Source organism: Pseudoalteromonas phenolica, assembly GCF_005876835.1.
Lineage (GTDB): Bacteria > Pseudomonadota > Gammaproteobacteria > Enterobacterales > Alteromonadaceae > Pseudoalteromonas > Pseudoalteromonas phenolica_B.
Map to the genome: position 1 here is coordinate 55,707 of NZ_PPSW01000002.1, position 21,881 is coordinate 77,587.

Annotated in this window: 21 protein-coding genes and 1 tRNA gene; 15 read left to right on the plus strand and 7 right to left on the minus strand. The window is 41.6% G+C overall.

Translation table 11 applies throughout. From position 1 onward, the window contains the following. The first annotated feature begins 3 nt into the window (after positions 1-3). The gene (locus tag C1E24_RS01195) at positions 4-393 is read left to right on the plus strand and encodes a VOC family protein (protein ID WP_138477985.1); all 390 of its coding nucleotides are present in this window, start codon (positions 4-6) and stop codon (positions 391-393) included. Here C1E24_RS01195 and C1E24_RS01200 read toward each other — a convergent pair. From C1E24_RS01200 to C1E24_RS01215, 4 genes are all read right to left on the minus strand, one after another. Then, entirely contained in the window at positions 370-720 is a 351-nt protein-coding gene (locus C1E24_RS01200) for a DUF2750 domain-containing protein (RefSeq protein ID WP_138478029.1), read from the minus strand. The two genes, C1E24_RS01195 and C1E24_RS01200, sit on opposite strands and share 24 nt — an antisense overlap. A gap of 21 nt (positions 721-741) precedes the next feature. Then, the gene (locus tag C1E24_RS01205; protein WP_138477987.1) at positions 742-1,323 is read right to left on the minus strand and encodes a glutathione S-transferase family protein; all 582 of its coding nucleotides are present in this window, start codon (positions 1,321-1,323) and stop codon (positions 742-744) included. 92 nt (positions 1,324-1,415) lie between these two features. After that, positions 1,416-1,697, minus strand: coding sequence for a peptidylprolyl isomerase (locus C1E24_RS01210; protein WP_138477989.1), 282 nt, complete (start codon positions 1,695-1,697; stop codon positions 1,416-1,418). Positions 1,698-1,778: 81 nt separating this feature from the next. Continuing rightward, a complete protein-coding gene (locus C1E24_RS01215; protein ID WP_138477991.1) occupies positions 1,779-2,318 on the minus strand; it encodes a glutathione peroxidase in 540 nt (179 codons plus the stop codon). 76 nt (positions 2,319-2,394) lie between these two features. On the opposite strand from C1E24_RS01215, the gene C1E24_RS01220 reads away from it, so the two are divergent. The 3 genes from C1E24_RS01220 (at position 2,395) to C1E24_RS01230 (ending at position 6,218) form a co-directional block, all read left to right on the plus strand. Further along, on the plus strand, positions 2,395-2,880 hold the full coding sequence (locus C1E24_RS01220) for a GNAT family N-acetyltransferase (RefSeq protein ID WP_138477993.1): 486 nt from the start codon (positions 2,395-2,397) through the stop codon (positions 2,878-2,880). A gap of 190 nt (positions 2,881-3,070) precedes the next feature. After that, positions 3,071-5,032, plus strand: coding sequence for an ATP-binding protein (locus C1E24_RS01225; RefSeq protein ID WP_138477995.1), 1,962 nt, complete (start codon positions 3,071-3,073; stop codon positions 5,030-5,032). A gap of 58 nt (positions 5,033-5,090) precedes the next feature. Next, on the plus strand, positions 5,091-6,218 hold the full coding sequence (locus tag C1E24_RS01230; protein ID WP_138477996.1) for a response regulator: 1,128 nt from the start codon (positions 5,091-5,093) through the stop codon (positions 6,216-6,218). Positions 6,219-6,399: 181 nt separating this feature from the next. Here C1E24_RS01230 and queG read toward each other — a convergent pair whose 3' ends face one another. Next, positions 6,400-7,533: a tRNA epoxyqueuosine(34) reductase QueG gene (gene queG / locus C1E24_RS01235; protein ID WP_138477998.1), complete on the minus strand. Its 1,134-nt coding sequence runs from the start codon at positions 7,531-7,533 to the stop codon at positions 6,400-6,402. A 12-nt stretch (positions 7,534-7,545) separates the two neighbouring features. Here queG and C1E24_RS01240 point away from each other — a divergent pair, with 12 nt between their 5' ends. The 11 genes from C1E24_RS01240 to C1E24_RS01290 all read left to right on the plus strand — a co-directional run bounded on the left by C1E24_RS01240 (position 7,546) and on the right by C1E24_RS01290 (position 19,671). Further along, positions 7,546-9,024 (plus strand): NAD(P)H-hydrate dehydratase, encoded by a 1,479-nt coding sequence (locus tag C1E24_RS01240; RefSeq protein WP_138478000.1) that lies wholly within the window; start codon positions 7,546-7,548, stop codon positions 9,022-9,024. A 2-nt stretch (positions 9,025-9,026) separates the two neighbouring features. Next, positions 9,027-9,512: a tRNA (adenosine(37)-N6)-threonylcarbamoyltransferase complex ATPase subunit type 1 TsaE gene (gene tsaE, locus C1E24_RS01245; protein WP_138478002.1), complete on the plus strand. Its 486-nt coding sequence runs from the start codon at positions 9,027-9,029 to the stop codon at positions 9,510-9,512. After that, positions 9,490-10,830, plus strand: coding sequence for an N-acetylmuramoyl-L-alanine amidase (locus C1E24_RS01250; RefSeq protein WP_138478004.1), 1,341 nt, complete (start codon positions 9,490-9,492; stop codon positions 10,828-10,830). The genes tsaE and C1E24_RS01250 overlap by 23 nt, the downstream gene beginning before the upstream one ends. 6 nt (positions 10,831-10,836) lie before the next feature. Next, the gene (gene mutL / locus C1E24_RS01255; protein ID WP_138478006.1) at positions 10,837-12,702 is read left to right on the plus strand and encodes a DNA mismatch repair endonuclease MutL; all 1,866 of its coding nucleotides are present in this window, start codon (positions 10,837-10,839) and stop codon (positions 12,700-12,702) included. Positions 12,703-12,725: 23 nt separating this feature from the next. Further along, a complete protein-coding gene (gene miaA / locus C1E24_RS01260; RefSeq protein ID WP_240721912.1) occupies positions 12,726-13,619 on the plus strand; it encodes a tRNA (adenosine(37)-N6)-dimethylallyltransferase MiaA in 894 nt (297 codons plus the stop codon). A 74-nt stretch (positions 13,620-13,693) separates the two neighbouring features. Next, on the plus strand, positions 13,694-13,963 hold the full coding sequence (hfq, locus tag C1E24_RS01265; RefSeq protein WP_138478010.1) for an RNA chaperone Hfq: 270 nt from the start codon (positions 13,694-13,696) through the stop codon (positions 13,961-13,963). A 19-nt stretch (positions 13,964-13,982) separates the two neighbouring features. Further along, positions 13,983-15,272 carry a ribosome rescue GTPase HflX gene (gene hflX / locus C1E24_RS01270; protein ID WP_138478012.1) on the plus strand — a complete coding sequence of 430 codons (1,290 nt, stop codon included), beginning with the start codon at positions 13,983-13,985 and terminating at the stop codon, positions 15,270-15,272. 99 nt (positions 15,273-15,371) lie between these two features. Continuing rightward, positions 15,372-16,544 carry an FtsH protease activity modulator HflK gene (gene hflK, locus C1E24_RS01275; protein ID WP_138478014.1) on the plus strand — a complete coding sequence of 391 codons (1,173 nt, stop codon included), beginning with the start codon at positions 15,372-15,374 and terminating at the stop codon, positions 16,542-16,544. Positions 16,545-16,549: 5 nt separating this feature from the next. Then, positions 16,550-17,431, plus strand: a complete 882-nt coding sequence (gene hflC / locus C1E24_RS01280) for a protease modulator HflC (RefSeq protein WP_138478016.1) — start codon at positions 16,550-16,552, stop codon at positions 17,429-17,431. A gap of 178 nt (positions 17,432-17,609) precedes the next feature. Next, complete coding sequence (locus C1E24_RS01285) at positions 17,610-18,926, plus strand: adenylosuccinate synthase (protein WP_138478017.1); 1,317 nt, start codon at positions 17,610-17,612, stop codon at positions 18,924-18,926. A 121-nt stretch (positions 18,927-19,047) separates the two neighbouring features. Next, positions 19,048-19,671 (plus strand): tetratricopeptide repeat protein, encoded by a 624-nt coding sequence (locus C1E24_RS01290; RefSeq protein WP_138478019.1) that lies wholly within the window; start codon positions 19,048-19,050, stop codon positions 19,669-19,671. Between the two features lie 26 nt (positions 19,672-19,697). Here C1E24_RS01290 and C1E24_RS01295 read toward each other — a convergent pair whose 3' ends face one another. Both C1E24_RS01295 and C1E24_RS01300 read right to left on the minus strand, forming a co-directional pair. Next, positions 19,698-21,545, minus strand: coding sequence for a cation:proton antiporter (locus tag C1E24_RS01295; RefSeq protein ID WP_138478021.1), 1,848 nt, complete (start codon positions 21,543-21,545; stop codon positions 19,698-19,700). 255 nt (positions 21,546-21,800) lie between these two features. Then, positions 21,801-21,876 (minus strand) — tRNA-Ala (locus tag C1E24_RS01300). Between the last annotated feature and the right edge of the window lie 5 nt (positions 21,877-21,881).

Here is a 21,881-nt window from a genome sequence, read left to right on the forward strand (position 1 = left end):
AACATGCAGTATTTAAAAACAATCATTTATGTCGACTCAGTTGAAGAGGCGTTAGATTTTTACTATCAAGCTTTTGGTTTTGCGACTACAGCGCTGACAGAAGCGGCTGATTATGGTGAATTAGATACAGGTATGGTGACGCTTGGCTTTGCCTCACACCCTTTGGCACAAGCGCAGTTTAAGCAAAGTTATATTCGTAGCCACCCAAAGCAGCCCGCACTGGGGTTTGAATTATGTATTGAGTGTGAAAATGTGATTGAGAGTTATGATAAAGCGGTTGAAGCCGGCGCGGAGCCACTGATGCCGCCAATTCACAGAGGAGAGCACACACAAGCTTATGTGCGTGCTATCGAAGGAACTTTGATTGCGTTAGTCACACAAAGCGCGTGCTAAGCCAGTAGGCTCGATTTCTACACACACGTTCTCATCGTTCCAGTTTAAGCCAAATAGTGCTTGGTCTTCGTTTAAATCTTCAACCCACTCGTCTAGTAACTCGTCAAGGTCGATAGCCATAGGTGAGTATGTTTGCCACTCGTCTTTACATTGTGCTTTTGCTTTTTCTTCACTGTCCCATAGCAAAAGGACATCCGCATTTTCAAACTGGTTTGACTCGCAAACAACGACGCCACCATCTTCTGCGCCTAAAGCCCAAACTTGCGCTCCAAGGCGGGCTTGCTCAACAAATGTGACTAATTCTGATTCAATTTCGATTTCGCTCATCATCTTATCCTGTTTAAGCTATCAAGAATGTCTAGGATCAGTTTGTGCTACACCAGGCAAATTACTTTGTACTTGATGAAATGCCACCAAAGCTGCAAAGTCTTGCAAATTATAGAGATCACGAAACAAGATCCAATCTAGCAGGCAGTATAAACTGATCTTGAGATAACTGCTTTCTAAAAACGCTTCTTTCACACATTGTTCATTTAAATAGGCTAAAAGTGCTGCAATACGTTCATATTGAAGGTTGAAGAATAGTTTGTTTTCAGAGGTATCAAAGCCTGAACGATGGCAAAGTAACAATTCAATTAATGAATCATTACAAGCGTCGACCTGCACTAGTTGGTTTGCTTGCCACCAAGTCATTTCAGGTACCTGATGTTGTTCAGTTAAATAACGCATGATTAAGCCTGAGTCCGCGATGTTTAGCTCGCCATCAGTTAAAAATGGGATTTTACGGGTAGGATTGTGCTCAACCATGATTTGTCGATCTGCTTGCGCAAATATATCTAGGCAAGTGTAAGGTAAATCAAATTGATGATACTTGGCAAACATACGAATGCGGCGTGCGTAGGGAGAGGTGTCAGAACCATATAAGTGCATAAATCGGCTCCTATCTTTTATGCTTATTGAAAAAATACCTTTGAAATAGGTATAAAAAAAGCCGCTAAAGCGGCTTTAGAATATATTGATGTTTATTCAGTTCGGCTTGTTACTTCTAGTAAATGGTAACCAAACTGAGTTTGCACTGGGCCTTGTACTTGATTAACCGGTGCAGAGAAAACCACTTTATCGAATTCTGGCACCATCATACCTGGTCCAAATTCGCCTAGCTCACCACCATCTTGGCCTGACGGACAGCTTGAGTGTTTTTTTGCAAGTTCTGCGAAATCTGCACCTTGCTCTATTTCTGATTTCAATTCTAAGCAAAGTACTTCGCTTTCAACTAAAATGTGTCTTGCACTGGCAACTGTCATATATTCTCCATAATTCTAAGTCTGAGCAATATTTACTCATAGTTTATTCTAGTATAGATAGAATTTTTTCTCGCGCAACGGTTATAGTGAATTTTCAATTGCTTGAGTTAAATTTGCCGAAAGCGGCTTAGTTCGGCTGTTAAAGCGTTGCACCGTTTTTCTGTCTGCTGAAACAAGGTATTTATAGAAGTTCCACTTTGGTGAACTTGTCTCTGCATTTAAGTGCTTAAAAATAGGGTTTGCATCATCACCACGAACCGCTGTGGTTGAGAGCATTGTGAATGTTACCCCGTAATTTACGTAACAGACTTCTGCGGTATCTGCTTCATCGTTTTCTTCTTGAAAGAAGTCATCGCTAGGAAAACCAATTATTACTAGGCCTTTGTCTTTATACTTTTGGTGCAGAGCTTCAAGTTCTTCAAATTGGCCTGTAAAACCACAATTACTAGCCGTATTCACAATTAGTAGGGGTTTATCTTTAAATTCGCAAAAATTTACTGACTCCTCAGAGTGTAGTTTTCGCATTGTGACATTCGTGAAGTCATCGCAGCTATTTGCCTGCACTGGTGTTGTTAGCAGCGCATAGCACAAAATCATTAAACTTAATAAATACTTACACATATGTTTTCCCATTTTTTATTTGACTAGTTTAAGATACGAATTCTTCGTTTACCACGATCATTGTAGAGTAAAAGTAATGAATATTCGCTATGCACAAGCATCTGATTTAGAGGCGATAGTTGCCATTTACAACGAAACCATTGCCAGCCGTATGGTGACAGCTGACACCGAGCCCGTGACTGTTGATTCTCGAATGGCTTGGTTTGAAAGTCATAATAAGCGCTCGCCTATTTTTGTTTATTGCGATGGTGAAGATGTGCTTGGGTGGTTAAGTTATAAAGACTTTTATGGGCGACCGGCTTACCAGAACTGTAAAGAAATTAGTATTTATATTACTCACAAAGCACGTGGTCAGGGGTTAGGCAAAAAGCTGCTCGAATTTGCTGAAGAACATGGTCGAGAAATAGGTTTGAAAGTATTACTTGGTTTTGTATTTTCGCATAACACTCCAAGTATTAAGTTATTTAAACAGCATAGCTATACTGTATGGGGTGAGTTTCCTCAAGTGGCAGAAATGGATGATCAGACTTATAGTTTGACTATTCTAGGGAAGCATTTGTGATTGCTATGCCAGTCCTCTTAATTAAGCGATTATTTTGAAGCGAAGAAAATTTTAACGAAGTTAGCGTTAGTTTTAGTCCTTCTAAATAATTGAGGATTGGTATTAAAAGTAATCACTGATTTGCTCAAGTGTGAGTTTATCTTGTCAACAGACTTTAGTTTGGCAAGGAAATAGAATGTAAGAATAAGCTATGTCTAATAAAATACTGATAATTGACAGCAATAGTGTACTGGCTATGCGTCTCAAAGTGCTATTTGAGTTACTGGGTGGTGAGGTAGAACATATTCACTATCGCATGCTAAATGACGCTTTTGATTATAACCAATACGGTGTTGTTGCCATTGCGCATGGTATTCCCAGTGAATATTTAGATAGTCTATCTGTTCTTCGCGCACACCCTAAATTAATATTACTCGCCCCTAAGCCTGACAATACAGAGCACCTACAGGTTTTTAGCCAGTTTAACCGTGCTTTACCCAATGGTATTGTGATTTACCCTTTCTTTGCCAATAAAGAAATTACTAACTTATTAGAGCGTGTTTTAGAGATAGGAATTGATTCTCGACTGGTATTACCAAAAGTGTTGTTAGTCGATCACTATCATGAGCGGCTTGAATCTCTGGCTACTAGCCTACGAGGCGCTCAACTTCAAGTGTTAACAGCACATTGTAAAGAGGAAGCCCTTGAGCTTGCCAAAAGTAATGATATTGACTTGCTGATCAGTGATTTTAATTTAGAGCAAGGTACAGGGCTTGAGGTATTTAATGCGCTCAAAACGGTGTATCCACATTGTCGATGCCTGTTATTTACATCTCGAGCAAATCAAGTTGATATGATGGAAGCCATTCGTCAAGGCGTTGAAGATGTACTGATCAAACCATTTGACGAGAGTGAGCTACTGCAATCTTTGCACAAATTATGGCAAACCGAACTGCTCAAACGTCATAACCAAGAGCTGGTTGAGCGACTACAAGATACTGTTGATGCCTTAATTGAAAGAGATAGTTTACTTCGGGTTATCTATAAACATACACCTGACCCAATTATGTTGTTCTCTCGAAATGGCAAAATCATCGAAGCGAATGATGCTTGTGGTGAACTATTAAAGCTCTCTCCTGAAGATTTACCGGAACATTCGATCTTCGAGCTATTTGATACAGAGACTGCGGTAGGCCTTAAAACGGCGATCCAAGGCGTGGGCGCTCATAGACATTTTGATTTTGAGTTATTACTGCCTAGAGAAAGCGGCGCGGTGCCACTCATGGGCACTTTTACTGAAATTGACCATCATGGTGAAATGGCATTTGCAGTGATACTAAAAAATGTGACGCAGCTTAAGAAAAAGCAACAATTGCTAGAAGAGGCGAAAGAAGTCTTAGAAGTTGAAGTACAGGCGCGTACTGCACAGTTACAAAAAGCAAAAGATGATGCTGAAGCGGCTAACCAAAGTAAATCAGAGTTTTTAGCCAATATGTCACATGAGCTTCGTACACCTATGCATTCTATTTTAAGTTTTGCACGCTTTGGGTTGGATAAGTTAGGCGCTGGAGAAACCCCTGTCGATAAATTAAAAAAATATTTATCGCGAATAGAAACCAGTGGTGAGCGTTTGCTTTTACTACTCAATAATTTGTTAGACCTGTCAAAGCTCGATGCGGGCCATTTTCCATTTAACCCAAGTAATCATGATTTAATGGCGATCATTAAAACAGGTATTGAAGATGTCGCAGGCTCAGCGATGGAGAAGAATATTCAAATTCGAGTCAATTCTCCAGTAGATAAATTGCCGCTGTTTTGTGACCAAGAACAACTTAATCAGGTGATGCGAAACCTGCTAGGAAACGCACTTAAATTTAGCACGAAAGACAGTGAGATAGGTGTTGCGATTACCTTAGTTGAAGAAAAGGTCAATATTGCAATCAGTGACAGTGGTGTCGGTATTCCTGAAGACGAGCTAGAGCAGGTCTTTTCTAAGTTTGTGCAAAGTAGTAAAACCAATAGTGGTGCAGGTGGAACTGGGCTCGGTTTAGCGATTTGTAAGGAGTTTATACTACTACATAAGGGTTATATTTGCGCTAAGAACAATAATAATGGCGGTGCAACTGTGATGATTGAGTTACCATTAAAGAAACAAAACGAATTAATGGTTTAGCAAACTTGTTAAACCAAGACTATAACTATTCTATAGGTATCAAGAAAAGGAATAGATCATGGCATTGCAAAGAATTTTAGCTGTTGATGACGAGCCGTTTAATTTAGAGATCATAGAAGAAATCTTAGAAGACTTGGACTTACAATTGGTGACTGCAGAAAGCGGACCGGAATGTTTAGAAGTATTAGAATCGTTTTCCCCTCAAGTCGTTTTACTTGATGTAAGTATGCCGGGTATGGATGGTTACGAAGTTTGTCGTCAAATAAAAGCAAACCCAGCCACTAAAGATATTGTCGTTATGTTTGTGTCTGCTCGAGGTTCAGTTGAAGAGCGTATGGAAGGTTATTCCGTAGGTGCCGAAGACTATATTGTTAAGCCTTTTGCTCATGGTGAATTAAAAAGCAAACTCAGTAATTTGGGTCAGATTTTACTTGAAAAAGAAAGTCTGGAACAACAAGTTGAAGATGCAACAAGCACTGCATTTAGCGCCATGGCGACCAGTAGTGAAATGGGGCAAATTGTTAATTACATCGAGCAAATCGGTCAAATAGACGATGTCTCTGAATTAGCACAAGCCTTGATCAGTTGTCTTTCAAGTTTTGGTTTGAATTGTAATATGGAGTTAAGAATTGACGACGATAGGCAGCATTTTGCGTCATCAGGTTTATGTTCTCCGATTGTGCTGGAACTTTTCGAGATCCTCAAATCAAAAGGCCGACTGCATGAGTTCCAAAACCGTATTCTGGTAAATTACGAAAATCTCAGCCTATTGATTTTGAATATGCCTGAAGACGATGAAGAAAAGCATGGTCGTATTCGCGATCATATTTGCTTTATCGTGAGTGTGACTGAGCAGCAACTATTGTCAATTTTGACACGCAGGGAGTTACAGGAACAGCAGCAAAACCTTTCAGAAGTGATTTCTATGGTGCACAGTAAGTTCACTGGATTAATGTCCCTGCTAGACGATAATCGCAAGCACAATGAAGAAGTGTTTCGTTCATTACAAGAGCAGTTTGAGAACCGGATCCCGACAATGGGGTTAGACGAAGACCAAGAAGTGTTTATCTTCACTAATGTTGATGAGGCAATTCAAAACTCTGTTGCGCGTGAAGAGTCAATCACTAGAGTCAGAACAGCCTTTGCCGAAATCGAAGCGGATCTATCGTTAATTAATAAAAAATAGTAGTGGCAACTACTATTTGTTATACCAATCTTCTTAATTAAGCGATCTATTTTGAGGCAAGAAAAATTTTCGGTAACGAGGCGAAAATTTTGCTATTTAGTTGTTCTAAATAAGAAATTTTCAACGAAGTTAGCGTCAGTTTTAGTCCCTCAAAATGATTGAGTATTATTGAGGATTGGTATTAAGCATCGCGTGGCAGTCCCTTTTCAATAATGCGGATCAAGCGCGATTGCTTTCTATCTTCATTGCACTGTTTTTGTCTTTGTTGCTCTAAGGCCCATTGAATGTGCTCTTTGACTAAATCACTACTTTGATGAAACGCGGATTCTAAAGCCTCTACGATGGTTTGATTAAATGGTGCATTACCCAGACCAACTGCCAGATTTCTCTGCCAACGTTCGAAACCAATTCGGCGAATTGGACTGCCTTCGGTATTTTTCAAGAATATATCTTCTGTCCAACTAAACAAAGTCAGTAGCTCTTGATCTTTGAGGTTTTTACGTGGCGCAAAATCATCTTCTTGAGTAAGTTGCCCGAAACGATTCCAAGGGCAAACAAGCTGACAGTCATCACATCCATATACGCGATTACCAAGTAGAGTGCGATATTGTTCAGGAATGGGGCCCTGCAACTCGATGGTTAAATACGAAATACACTTTCTAGCATCAACAACATAGGGCTCAACAATGGCACCAGTAGGACACAATGTTAAACAGGCGGTGCATTTCCCACAGCCTTCTTCGCTATTAGGCTCATCAATAGGAAGGGGTAAGTCGACAAATAACTCCCCTAAAAAAAACCATGACCCAGCTTGTTTATTGATTAACAAGCTGTTTTTACCACGCCATCCAAGGCCTGCTTTTTCTGCGAGTTGGCGTTCTAATACTGGCGCTGAATCAACAAAAGGGCGAAAGCCAAACTGTCCAACTTCCTGTTCAATTTTTTGTCCAAGCTTCTTCAGTTTATTACGGATCACTTTATGGTAATCACGACCTAGCGCATAGCGGCTAATATAGGCGGTTTCTTTATTTCCAAGCGCCTTTGCAAAGCTCGCTTCAGGTGGCAGATAATTCATTTTTACACTGATGATCCGCTGAGTGCCCGGGACAAGTTCAGCGGGTCTTGCCCGTTTCATTCCATGGGCGGCCATGTAACTCATTTCGCCATGATAGCCATTATCTAACCAGCGCTGCAGTTGAGCTTCGTGTTCTCTCAGATCAATGTCAGTGATCCCAACGTCGGCAAAGCCAAATTCTTTACCCCATTGCTTAATTTTTGCAGCAAGTTCAATATAATCAATCTTAGTGGCAGTCACGGAATCATAATCTTGGAAGCTAAATACACCGCTAATTTACCACAATACGCATACCTCGCCCAACAGGTACAAGCGTATGAAGCACAAGCTGCGCAAAAAATGGGGCTGTCGTTATGGCAATTAATGCAACGAGCTGGTGAGGCGTTATTCAGTTGGTTCGACGCCGAGTTTGTTGATGCTGAACGAATCTTGATCCTAGCCGGAAAAGGCAATAATGCGGGGGACGCCTACTTGTTGGCCGCGCATTTACAACAAACGGGGCGGCAGGTTGTCGTTTACAGTGTGTTTCCTACTAGTTTATTGCAAGGTGATGCGTTAAAAGCCTACCAACACGCTAAATTATGTGAAGTTGAATTCAGTGCAGGTTGGCCTCAGCAACAAACATTTGATGTGATTGTGGATGGCATATTTGGCACAGGGTTCAAAGGTGATCTAAGTGCTCCGCTTGTTTCTATTTTTGCTCAATGTGAAAAAAGCACCGCAATTAAAGTAAGCATTGATGTGCCAAGTGGTGTTAATGCCAATTCATCAGTGGTTGCTATTGGGGCTTTTAGAGCTGATGTTACGTTGACCTTTATTGCTTTGAAGCAAGGCTTATTAACGGGAAAAGCGACGGCACATTGTGGCCGACTTTATTTAGCCGAATTGGGAGTTGCAGAAGCGTTTGCAACGCTTGTTAAGCCTAGTGCCACTTACCTCAATCAAGGTGAACACCTTGCGAACAGTCCTGCAAGAGCTATAGATACATACAAAAACCAATGTGGTCATGTGTTATTAATCGGTGGCGGGAAGGGGATGGCCGGTGCCATACGGCTGGCAGCAGAGGCCTGTTTACGAACAGGTGCCGGCCTTGTCAGTGTCGCAACGCATCCAGATAATGTTGCCATGGTACTACAAGGGCGTTATGAGCTAATGGTTCATGGTGTTGAAAATAAAGCTGATTTATTGGCACTTATGGATAAAGCTGATGTCTTAGTGATAGGGCCAGGGCTTGGACAATCTAGTTGGGCAAAGGAGTTGTTTGATACTGCCATAGAGTTTAATGATGAAATGGTGATAGATGCCGATGGCTTAAATTTACTGGCAAAGCGGCCCAAAAAATTACCAAGGTGCGTTATTACACCCCATGAAGGAGAGGCAAGGCGATTATTAGGTGAGCATTGCAATATGTCTGCTCGCTTTGAAGTGGCGAAACTACTCCATGAAGAATATATGGTGTCAGTAGTATTAAAGGGGCCGGGCAGTTTGATATATGATGCAAACTGCACAGCAATTAACCGCTCAGGAACACCAGCTATGGCCAGTGCTGGGATGGGAGACGTTTTATCTGGTATGATTGCTGCTTTAATTGCACAAGGGTTAGCCCTAAATACAGCTGCACAACTCGCGGTGTATATTCACGGATTAGCAGCACAGATAGCTGCTAAAGACGGTGAAAAGGGGTTACTAGCCAGTGATTTATTCGTTTATATTCGACGTTTATTAGGATAAACATGCGTAATACGTTTACTTTATTGTTAGAGGATGAAACTGCAACTGTGAATATGGGGGGCAGGCTTGCTCAGGTTGTTCAACAAGGCGCGGTGATTTTTTTACATGGTGATCTAGGGGCAGGAAAAACCACTTTAACACGCGGCATTGTGCAGGGCTTAGGTCATACAGGTAAGGTTAAAAGTCCAACTTATACCCTAGTTGAGCCATATGAATTCGCGAATTGTTCGGTATATCATTTTGATTTATATCGTTTGGGGGACCCTGAAGAGTTAGAGTATATGGGGATCCGAGATTATTTTGCACCCACAGCGATTTGCGTGATTGAATGGCCTGAAAAGGGTCATGGGTTTATTCCGACTCCTGATTTAAACATTACTATGCAGTACCAAAGGGAGCAAAGACAGATCAGTATTGAAGCTGAGTCTGAACGAGGTATTGCAATACTAAACACACTACAAAACGATGAACAGTCTAAGAATAATTAAAATAATACAGTTAAGTCTCATCTTTTGCCTGTTACTGAGTGTATCAGCATGGGCAAAAAATAGCATCGAAGGGGTTCGGGTGTGGCCTTCACCTGAGAGTACCCGCGTTGTGCTTGATATGTCAGCCAAACCTGAATTTAGCTATTTTATGCTAAAAAACCCGCTTCGCTTAGTGGTTGATTTAGAAAACACAAAAAAGCATAACAAGCTGCCGGCAATTCCTAAAGAGCATCGTGTGATGTCTAAATTGCGTTACAGCAAACCCAAAAATACCAAAAGTACGCGTTTGGTATTTGACTTAACGCGTACTGCTCGGCCAGTCATTTTTGCGTTGGCACCTACAGGGCCATATAAAGATCGATTAGTGATAGATTTATATGGCAAGCAAAAAAGCCTAGAAGCGAACGATACTAAGAAAAAACGAGAACGGGTGACTGATCGAGACATTATTGTTGCGATTGATGCCGGTCACGGTGGCGAAGACCCAGGTTCAATTGGCCCTTCAGGGACCTATGAAAAAAATATAACGCTCCCGATTGCGAAACGGCTGGCGAGGATGATTGATGCAGAACCGGGTATGCAAGCGAGGCTCACTCGCACTGGAGACTACTTTCTAAAGCTCAATACACGTACTTCAAAAGCAAGACAAAAACGTGCTGACTTTTTTGTGTCTATTCATGCCGACGCATTTACTCGACCAGAACCTAACGGCACCTCTGTATGGGTATTATCTTTAAGACGCGCGCAGTCAGAAACTGGTAAATGGCTAGAAGACCGAGAAAAGCACTCTCAATTACTAGGTGGTGCTGCTGATTTGATTAAAGACACGGCAAATGAGCGCTATCTAGCAAAAGCCTTATTAGATATGTCGATGGACCACTCCATGAAAACGGGTTTTACCGTTGCCGAAGAAGTGGTAAGAGAGCTGAAGAAAGTCTCTAAATTGCATAAGAAAACGCCTCAGTCTGCTAATTTTGGAGTTCTAAAGTCACCTGATATACCGTCTATTTTGGTTGAAACAGGATTTATCTCAAATCCAAAAGAAGAAAAAATGCTTAAAACGGCACGTCACCAAGAGCGACTTGCTCGTGCAGTTTTTAAAGCTATTCGTGCTCACTACCAAAAGAACCCACCTGATGATTCATTATTTGCCCGCTTGAAAGAAAATAAACCTATGCAACATAAAGTAAAGCGAGGCGAGTCGTTAAGCTTGTTAGCACAGCGTTATGGCACCACTGTATCGGCGCTGAAAAAGGCCAATAAACTCAGTAAAAATACCTTGTACATTGGCCAAGTATTAAAAATTCCTAAAGTGTAGACTAGCATGAGCATTGAAATTTTACCTGCCCGTTTAGCAAACCAAATTGCTGCGGGTGAAGTGGTTGAAAGGCCTGCTTCTGTTGTTAAAGAGTTAGTCGAAAATAGTATTGATGCAGGAGCAAACCGCATCACTATCGATATTGAACGCGGCGGTCATAAGCTGATCCGGATTCGTGATAATGGTCGGGGTATTGTCAAAGATGAACTCACTTTGGCACTCTCTCGTCATGCGACCAGCAAATTGAAAAGTTTAGATGATCTCGAATGCATCTCATCTTTGGGGTTTCGTGGTGAAGCTTTAGCATCAATCAGCTCGGTTTCGCGTCTTACTTTAAGTTCAAAGCCCGCAGAGCAAGAAACAGCTTGGCAAGCATTTGCAGAGGGAAGAGACATGGCTGTGCAAGTGCAGCCGACTGCTCACCCCAATGGCACCACCATCGAAGTTAAAGATTTATTTTTTAACACCCCAGCTCGACGTAAATTTTTACGCACTGAAAAAACCGAATTTAGTCATATTGATGAGCTGGTGAAACGCATTGCGTTAAGTCGTTTTGATGTGGCAATTACTCTGACTCACAACAAAAAAGTGGTTCGTCAATATCGTGCTAGAACGCCAGAGCAGGGTACTGACAGAGTTGCACAAGTGGCAGGTAAAGCATTTGCAACCGACGCAGCATATATCGAATCCGGTGCTGAAGGCCTAAAATTATACGGTTGGGTACTACCGTGTGGAGATAATGGCAACTCACAATATACCTATGTAAATGGTCGTATGATGCGAGATAAACTCATTTTGCACGCGATACGCCAAGCATTTGAAGAGCAGATGGGACAAATAGAATTGCCCGGCTTTGTGATTTATCTCAAATTGGACCCAAGACAAGTTGATGTGAATGTACATCCGGCCAAGCATGAAGTGCGATTTCATCAAGCACGTTTAGTTCACGATTTTATTGTGCAAGCTGTGAAACAAGCGGTATTTATGCCAGAGCAAAGCAGTTTGAATACAGATACACAACCAGATTATGTCGAAGATGCTCAGCAGCAGAACTATCGCTCAGAGCTGACCTCAGCATCAGAGCCTCTTGTATCAGTTCCTTCAGGGTTTGATTTTACACCCAAACCTAGCCAGTTTTCATCAAGTGCCGGGCAAAGTAATAGGGCGAACTCAACTTCATACTCTGGGGGGCGTGCAACTGTAAACCAGAATATGACTGAGCAAACTCAGCATCAATATAATGCCAATGAGTTTTACCAAGCATTGACGCCGGAAGCTCAAACATCAGCATCTTCAGAGGCTTCTTCACTCGAAGACAATATAGCAAATACAGTTGGTGCAGAAGTCGATATGATGCCTTTATCAGAGGGCATGCTGTTTGTTAAAAAGCAAAATCATATTCTGTTAAGCCATTATAAGTATGCTCTATTACCTCTTTGGCTAGCTGATATTGAGCAAGATGCGGCATTGACTGGTAAAGCTTTATTGTTACCTGTTCGCGTTAATTTAGACTCTGTAAATAAGCAAGCGCTCGAGAAAAACCAATCTTGGCTTACTTTGCTTGGATTTGATATTCAGTTTTTTGAAAAATACATTATGGTTAAAAAACTGCCAATCAATGTGTATAGCATAGATGTGGCTGAGCTAATCAATCGTACGTTAGAGTGTTGTAATAAAGAATTTAGTGATATTCATCATTGGCTTGAGTGGTTGTATGAGCAAACACCGAGTAGCTATTTTGTCAGTGATAGCTTTGCAAATTTACAAATAAAAATACAAAACAATACACAATGTCTTTCAGCAATACAGGCAAAAGCAGTTAAACTAGACAGTAATATGTTTAAAATAATTTTAGAACAAGGCGCACAGTGAGTAAGTTACCTGTCATTACCCTAATGGGGCCAACCGCCGCTGGTAAAACAGCACTGGCAATTGAGTTATGTCAGCATTTAGACACAGAAATTATCAGTGTCGATTCTGCGCTGGTGTATAAAGGGATGGACATTGGTACCGCGAAACCCAATGCGCAAGAACTGGCACAAGCGCCACATAAATTGATTGATCTCATCGATCCCAAAGAGAGTTATTCGGTTGCAGAATTTAGACGTGATGCTATTGAATGTATCGATGCGCTGCACGCGAAAGGTAAAGTGCCCATTTTAGTCGGCGGCACCATGATGTATTTTAAGGGGCTAATAGAAGGCCTATCACCTTTGCCTGAAGCAGATGACAAAGTTCGTGCCCAGTTAGAAAAAGAAGCCAATGAGTTTGGTTGGCCTGCACTTCATGGACTTTTAGCCGAAGTTGACCCAGAAGCCGCAGCGAAGATCAGCGAAAATGATTCTCAGCGAATTAATCGTGCATTAGAGGTGTATCGTTTAACAGGTAAAACCATGACAGAGTTGCAGCTACAAAAGCAGCCTGAATTACCTTATACGTTTCATCAATTCGCCATCGCCCCTTCTGACCGTAAAGTCTTACATGACAGAATCGAAAAAAGATTTAAAATAATGGTAGATCAGGGGTTTAAAAATGAAGTTTTGGCCCTATATCAGCGAGACGACCTACATTTAGATTTACCGTCGATACGTTGTGTTGGATATCGACAAATGTGGGAACACTTAGCCGGCGAATACGATCACGATGAAATGTTATTTAAAGGAGTCGCAGCAACGAGACAACTCGCAAAGCGACAATTAACTTGGTTGAGGGGATGGCCAAATGTGACTTGGTTAGAGACAGATTCGCAAGAAAACTTGCAACGTGTTCTAACTTCGCTAAGCTATTAGTAGTTGATAAATCAAGCTGTTCGAGTTTTATCAACAAAGAAAATATAATAACACCTAAAACGAAGGATAAGACAATGGCAAAAGGCCAATCTTTACAAGACCCATTTTTGAATGTATTACGTCGTGAACGCATTCCTGTTTCAATTTTTTTAGTTAACGGCATCAAATTACAAGGTAAGATCCAATCATTCGATCAATTCGTAATCTTACTTGAAAATACAGTGAACCAAATGGTTTACAAACACGCTATCTCAACGGTTGTGCCTGCTAGAGCAGTAAATTTCCAATCTGCACAAGGCGGTGATAACACAGATAATTCTGGTAGCGAAGAAGGTAATTATTAATTTTTTAGGAGCGTAATGCTTGTTTGACCGTTATGAAGCCGGCGAACAGGCAATCTTAGTTCATATCGACTTTCAAAACGAAGGTGATCGAGAAGATCTCAGAGAGTTAGAAATGTTGGTATCTTCTGCTGGTGTTAGAAGTTTGGCGGTTGTGCAAGGCAGTCGCCAAGCACCACATGCCAAACTGTTTGTCGGAACTGGTAAAGCAGAAGAAATCGCTGAGATTGTCAAAATCCACAATGCAGATGTCATCATCTTTAATCACCAACTCAGCCCCTCTCAAGAAAGAAACCTAGAGAGTATCTGTAAATGTCGTGTATTAGACAGAACGACACTGATTTTAGATATTTTTGCCCAGCGAGCACGTACTCACGAAGGTAAGCTACAAGTTGAGCTCGCTCAGCTTAGGCATATTTCAACTCGCCTGATCCGTGGTTGGACCCACTTAGAACGTCAAAAAGGCGGGATTGGCTTACGAGGCCCAGGTGAAACTCAGCTTGAAACCGATCGTCGTTTATTAAGAGACCGTATAAAAAGTATACGTAAAAGGCTAGAAAAAGTCGCCACGGTTCGAGAGCAGGGCAGACGTGCGCGTAGTCGAAATGAAGTACCTACCGTGTCTCTAGTGGGTTACACCAATGCGGGTAAGTCTAGCTTATTTAATTTCGTTACTGATGCTGAGGTTTATGCGGCAGATCAGCTCTTTGCAACACTTGACCCAACGCTTAGAAAGTTAGAAATAGACGACATTGGCCCAGTCATTTTTGCTGATACTGTAGGGTTCATAAGGCATTTACCTCACGATTTAGTAGCTGCGTTTAAAGCGACACTGACAGAAACCCGTGAGGCAGATCTACAATTGCATGTGATAGATGTTGCTGACAATAGAAGAAAAGAGAACATAGAAGAGGTACAATCGGTTCTTAAAGAGATTGAAGCAGATGAAATTCCTCAGCTTTTAGTCTATAACAAGATTGATCTCTTAGAAGATATTAAGCCAAGAATTGATTTTAACGACGAAGGTGTGCCAATTCGAGTGTGGCTGTCAGCACAGACTGGCGAAGGCACTGAATTATTATTAGAGGCGATCTCTAAGCTACTGGCAAAGAAAGTGTTTGCTCACACACTTTGCGTGCCACCTGCGTCAGGCAAATTACGTGGTTCGCTGTTTAATTTAAATGGCGTAAAACAAGAAAATTATGATGAGCAAGGTAATTGGTTGCTTGATGTGCGTATCCCACAAGTTGATTGGGAAAGATTGAAAAAAGAACAAGGTGCAAATATCGAGCAGTTCATCGTTTCAGATTAAACAAAGACTGTTACGATTTTCTTCGCATAAAGATATAAGTCATGCGAGATATTTGTTAGATTTAACTTAATTCATTTTAGATAACAATGGAGTATAGCTATGGCCTGGAATGAGCCGGGTAAGAATGGCAATGATAACGATCCGTGGAAAAACCGCGGTGGTAAAGATCAAGGCCCACCCGATCTTGACGAAGTATTCCGTAAATTCGGCGATAAGTTTGGCGGTATTTTTGGCGGCAAACCTGGTGGTAGTAACGGTGGTTTAGGCGGTGCAGGTATTACCTTTGTATTGTTAATTGCTATCGTTGTTTGGGCTCTAAGTGGTATTTATACCGTGAAAGAAGCCGAGCGAGGCATTGTATTACAGTTTGGTAAATTCGACCGAATTGCTGAGCCAGGCTTACGTTGGAAGGCAACGTTTATTGAACAAGTGATCCCAATCGACATCGAAGCGGTTCGTTCATTATCTGCGTCAGGTTTCATGCTGACTGAAGACGAAAACGTAGTGAGTGTTGAGTTCGAAGTTCAGTATCGTGTTGTAGACCCAACACTATATCGCTTTAGCGTGACAGATGCAGATCACAGCTTACAGCAAGCGCTTGATAGTGCACTTCGTTATGTTGTTGGTCATTCACGCATGGACCAAGTATTAACAACAGGTCGTGAAGTCGTTCGTCAACGCACATGGGACGAGTTAAATAAGATTATCGAACCATACAATCTTGGTTTAATCGTAACTGACGTGAACTTTAAAGATTCTCGTCCACCGGCTGAAGTAAAAGATGCGTTCGATGATGCGATTGCTGCACAAGAAGATGAAGAGCGTTTCATTCGAGAAGCAGAAGCATACGAAAGAGAAATCGAGCCGCGTGCACGTGGTCAAGTTACTCGTATGACGCAAGAAGCTGAAGGTTACAAAGAGCGTATTATCCTTGAAGCACAGGGTGAAGTAGCACGATTCGAGCAGCTTTTACCTGAGTATCAAGCTGCGAAAGAAGTTACTCGTCAGCGTCTTTACATCGATATGATGGAAGAAGTATTAGGCAGTAGTAGTAAAGTGTTGGTTGATGTCAAAGGTGGTAACAACATGATGTATTTACCGCTTGATAAGATCATGCAGCGCAGTGGTCAACAAGGCGCGATGACACTACCAAATGCGAACGATCTAAATCAATTACGCCAAACTCTAGGCCAGCAGTCACGTAATAACAGTACGGTGAATAGCGCTAGAGACCGTTTTTCAAATGACAGATATAACAACAGTGGGAGATAAGCGTTATGAGAAATTTTAGTTCTATCCTCTTGATTGTTGCCGTATTGATGTCATTTTCATCGGTGTTTGTTGTTAAAGAAGGTCAACGTGCAATTGTTTTACTATTCAGTAAGGTGCAAAAAGACAGTGAAGATACAGCAGTTGTATACGGCCCAGGTCTTCATTTCAAAGTGCCTTTCTTTAGTCAAGTAAAGCAGCTTGATGCGCGTATTCAAACGCTTGACGGTGCACCAGATCGTTTCGTAACGAGTGAGAAAAAAGACTTAATCGTTGATTCGTTTGTTAAATGGCGAGTGAACGATTTCAGTGCTTACTACCTGCGTGCGCGTGGTGATAAGCAATATGCTGAAACACTACTTAAGCAAAAAGTGAATAACGGTCTGAGAACTAACTTTGGTAACCGTACAATCAAAGAGATTGTATCTGGTGAGCGTAGTGAGTTAATGGCAGAAGCATTGGTGCAAGCATCTGAGAGTGCGACTGAGTTAGGTATTGAGGTGTTAGACGTTCGTGTAAAACAAATTAACCTACCTAATGAAGTCAGTGAATCAATCTTCCGTCGTATGCGTGCTGAGCGTACTGCGGTAGCTAAAGAGCACCGCTCTGAAGGTCAAGAGAAAGCTGAAACAATTCGTGCAGAAGTGGATCGTCGTGTGACGGTTATGCTTGCTGATGCTGAGCGTAATGCGCGAAGCGTACGAGGTGAAGGCGATGCAACAGCGGCTAAGATCTACGCTGATGCATACAATAAAGACGCGGAATTCTTCGGTTTCGTTCGTTCTTTAGAAGCGTATAAGAAAACCTTCAATAACAAAGGCGATGTTATGGTGTTATCACCAGACAGCGAGTTCTTTGACTATATGAAGGATGCGAAAGGCGCGAAGTAATTAAATAGCGCTCGTATTTCTTAATTAAAAAGCCCTGATTTTTTCAGGGCTTTTTTGTTGCATTTCAAAACATTGTTTTATTCGCGTCCATAGTACAGAAAAAATACCACTTTTACGGTTATCTTCGTTGTCATTTTCTGGTAAAATCCTCGCCTAATTTTTTCTAAGTGATATTGCAATGGGTAAAAACGTCGTTGTACTAGGCACCCAATGGGGTGACGAAGGTAAAGGTAAAGTAGTTGATCTACTAACAGATAAAGCTTCTCTTGTTGTGCGTTATCAAGGTGGCCACAACGCGGGTCATACTTTGGTGATCAATGGTGAGAAAACAGTTCTACATTTAATCCCGTCAGGTATTTTACGTGACAACGTTAAGTGTGTAATTGGTAATGGTGTAGTACTAGCACCTGACGCGTTAATGAAAGAAGTGGGTATGCTTGAAGAGCGTGGCGTACCAGTTCGTGAACGTCTACTTATCAGTGAAGCATGTCCTCTGATCTTGCCTTACCACGTAGCATTAGACCAAGCGCGTGAGTTAGCGCGTGGTGAAAAAGCGATTGGTACAACTGGTCGTGGTATCGGTCCTGCATATGAAGATAAAGTGGCTCGCCGCGGTCTTCGTGTTGGTGATCTATTCAACCCAGAGCTGTTTGCTGCAAAACTTAAAGAAATTCTTGAGTACCATAACTTCACATTAGTTAACTACTACAAAGTAGACCCAGTTGACTTCCAGAAGACTTATGACGATGCAATGGCTGTTGCTGATATCTTAAAAGCAATGGTTGTAGATGTAACTGAGCTACTTGACCAAACACGTGAAGCTGGCGACAACATCTTATTTGAAGGTGCTCAAGGTACACTTCTTGATATCGACCACGGTACATACCCATATGTAACGTCGTCAAACACAACAGCAGGTGGTGTTGCGACGGGTGCAGGTTTTGGTCCACTTAACCTAGATTACGTACTTGGTATCGTTAAAGCTTACACGACGCGTGTAGGTTCAGGTCCTTTCCCTACAGAGCTTTACGATGGTCTTGATAAGCAAGACCCAGTAGGTAAGCACTTAGGTGACAAAGGTCATGAGTTCGGTGCGACTACAGGTCGTTTACGCCGTACTGGTTGGTTTGATGCTGTTGCAATGCGTCGCGCAGTACAGATCAACTCAATTTCAGGCTTCTGTTTAACTAAACTAGACGTACTTGATGGTGTTGAAACGATCAAGATCTGTACTGGTTACCAGTTAGAAGATGGCACAGTAACAAACGTTACACCACTTGCAGCTGAAGGCTACGAGAAAGTAACTCCTGTTTATGAAGAAATGCCAGGTTGGTCTGAAAATACATTCGGTGCAACGTCAGTAGAGCAGCTTCCTGAAGCGGCTATCAACTACATCAAGCGTATCGAAGAAATCACAGGCGTACCAGTAGATATCATCTCTACAGGTCCTGACCGTATCGAAACAATGATTGTTCGTAACCCATTTGGTGCGTAATTCAATCTTGTTTAAAAAAAAGCTGCTGCGGCAGCTTTTTTTGTGCCTGAATCTTTTCGCGCTGTTTAAATTTGGTATATTTATTGAATGATCTGAGTGTCATTTATGTGGGTGAGTGTTTATGTTTCAAAAGCGTCATTTAATCGGCTTACTATTAGCCAGTATCAGTCAATTCTCTTTTGCACAGCCGGAAGAGTTAAAAGCAGTGCCGCTTTACACCCAAGCTGAATTAATTGAGTTAATTAAAAAGAACCAGCATTTAAAACGAGTCAAAGACGATGAGTGTCAGCTTGTGCAAGATATCGAAGCGCGTGCAGAAACCATGGCGTTGCCCTCGTATCAATTTTTGTATGGTGATATGTTGGCCTATGCTGTGTGTGTAGAGCACGACGTTGAGCTTGGCCTATATTATATGAAACAAGCTGCAGAGCAGGGCTTAGCGTCCGCACTGGAGCAGTTAGGCAGATATTACGATGTGGGGCAGCTTGTTCAAGCTGATAAGGCAATGGCCATTACTTATTTGCGTGAAGCTGCAGCGCAAGGAGATTTAAAAGCGCAAATGCGTTTAGTGCGCTTATTCAATGAAGGTCATGGCAGCCCAAGAGATTATGAAGACGCGTATCGATGGCTATTTCACTCAGTGGTAGCTGACAAAAAAGTTCACAAGAAGATAGAAGTGGCATTGGCAGATCTCGCTAGGAAGATGCCTGCGAGCGTGGTTCGCAGGGCAAGGTTACCAATGTAAAATTGGTAACCAGACTCAATTTACTGTTAACTCACAGCCTCAGATTCATTTTGCAAGTATGAATCTTTCAGTACGCTCATTTTGGGTGGCTGCAGGGCAACAATTTTATCTCCTTCTTTTGGCACATACTTTTGTTCACTCACAAACGGGCGAATTTCAATTTGCTCATCATCTTTGGCATTTTCTTCGATAATGAATAAGGGCAAAGCTTCTTTGTTTACCTCTTGATATTTTTGCCAATTGAACTCTTCTGTAAGCTTAGTTACGCTGATCTTACCGCCTTTCGAAATCAGGCTACTGAGTTTTGCAAAGCTACCTTGTTCACCAAATAAAATTTGGCGGGATAAAAAAGTCGCACTGTCTTTGTTTGCTTTTGCATGGTTGGTTGAAGAGCGCAGTGAAAATACACTCTGTTCATTCAATAAATGAGAAAAATACTGTACACCTAGCGCATTATGATGACGGTTAGGAGAAAGAGCTAGTACCTTATTGAGTTGCGTCATGGGTAAATAACGTTCAGCATGCTCGGATTGTGGGTTGCCATAATAGCATTGTAGGCCGTCCATACGTGCCATTTTACAGTTTTCCCAAGCCGGGTCTGATAAATGCACGCTGATATTTTGGTCTTGCAAACCTTTACCTATGGCACGTGCAACATGGTTAGCGCCAATTATCAGCAGAGTATTGGGACTCGGTTGTCGGACACCTAAAAACTTAGCGAAAGGGGTGGCAGTTAAGCTTTGAAGTACCACGGTGACTATGATGACAGTGAAGATCAGCGGCACGATTTTTTCGGCATCTGGAATACCTTTTTCAATCATACTTAACGCAAAAACAGAGCCTACTGCAGCGGCAACTATCCCTCGTGGAGCAATCCATGATAACAGCAACCGAGATTTAAATGATAAATCAGAATTAAACGTTGATACTGCAATACAAATAGGGCGGGCAACGAAAAGCACGATAGCGATAAAGATCACGGTATTCAAACCAAGTAACATTATATCGCTAACTTCTAGTCTTGCTGCCAAGAGAATAAATAGACTAGAGATTAAGATCATCGATAAATCTTCTTTAAACTCTAATACAGAGTCAATTTCCAAATCGTCTTGGTTGCCCAGCCAAATACCAAACACTGTCACTGCCAATAAGCCTGACTCATGGCTTAAATGGTTTGAAAGTGTAAAACTGAAAAGTACGAGCGCTAAAATACCAAACTTATGTAATTCGTAAGGCAGCCACTCTTTTCTGATCAATAAAGTAGTGAGCCAACCACTGATTATGCCTATCCCTAGTCCAACCCCGAGTGTAGAGAATAAGGCCCACATGGTGTGGCCAAATACCTCGCCACTGCCAACTAGACTGACAGCTTCAAAGACTAATACTGCGAATAATGCGCCGATAGGATCGATCACTATGCCTTCCCACCTCAATACACGGTCTATGTCTTGGTTTGGTCGCATGGCATTAAGCATAGGTGCAATGACTGTTGGGCCTGTTACAACCAGCACTGCGCCTAAAATAGCCGCGACACGCCAATCTAGCTGTAAAATATAATAACCAGCAAAAGCAATAATGATAAAGGTCGCGAGCATACCTATTGAGCAGAGGTTACGAACAATTTTACCTATACCTTTTAATTCTCGAAAATGTAAGGTCAGTGCGCCTTCAAAAAGAATAATAGCAACGGATAAAGACACGACGGGGAAGAGTAAATCACCCAGTAAAAGATCTGGGTCGAGTTGACCAGTAACTGGACCAAGTAATAAGCCAACTAATAAAAGAAATAGAATAGCAGGAACTTTAAATATCCAAGCTAACCATTGCGCAAAGACTGAAAAAACGGCAATTCCAGCAATATAAATAGCTGACATGCACTCTCCTATCATATAGACATACGTTAATATGACTTTCTAGTTAATGTAATACCACTCCTAAACATAAAAAAATTTTTAAAAGGAGCGTTATAAAACAAATATATAAAGATTTATAAAGTAATTGTCAGATGATTTTTATGACTTAAGGCAGTTCTGTGCTAACCAGCATAAAACGACAAAGTCATTTAGTTAAACATAGACCTGATTAGGAGAATATGTACTTAAAATGAAGAAATAATGAAAGGTGGAAAGTGGTGGAGCTAAGCAGGATCGAACTGCTGACCTCCTGCGTGCAAGGCAGGCGCTCTCCCAGCTGAGCTATAGCCCCACATT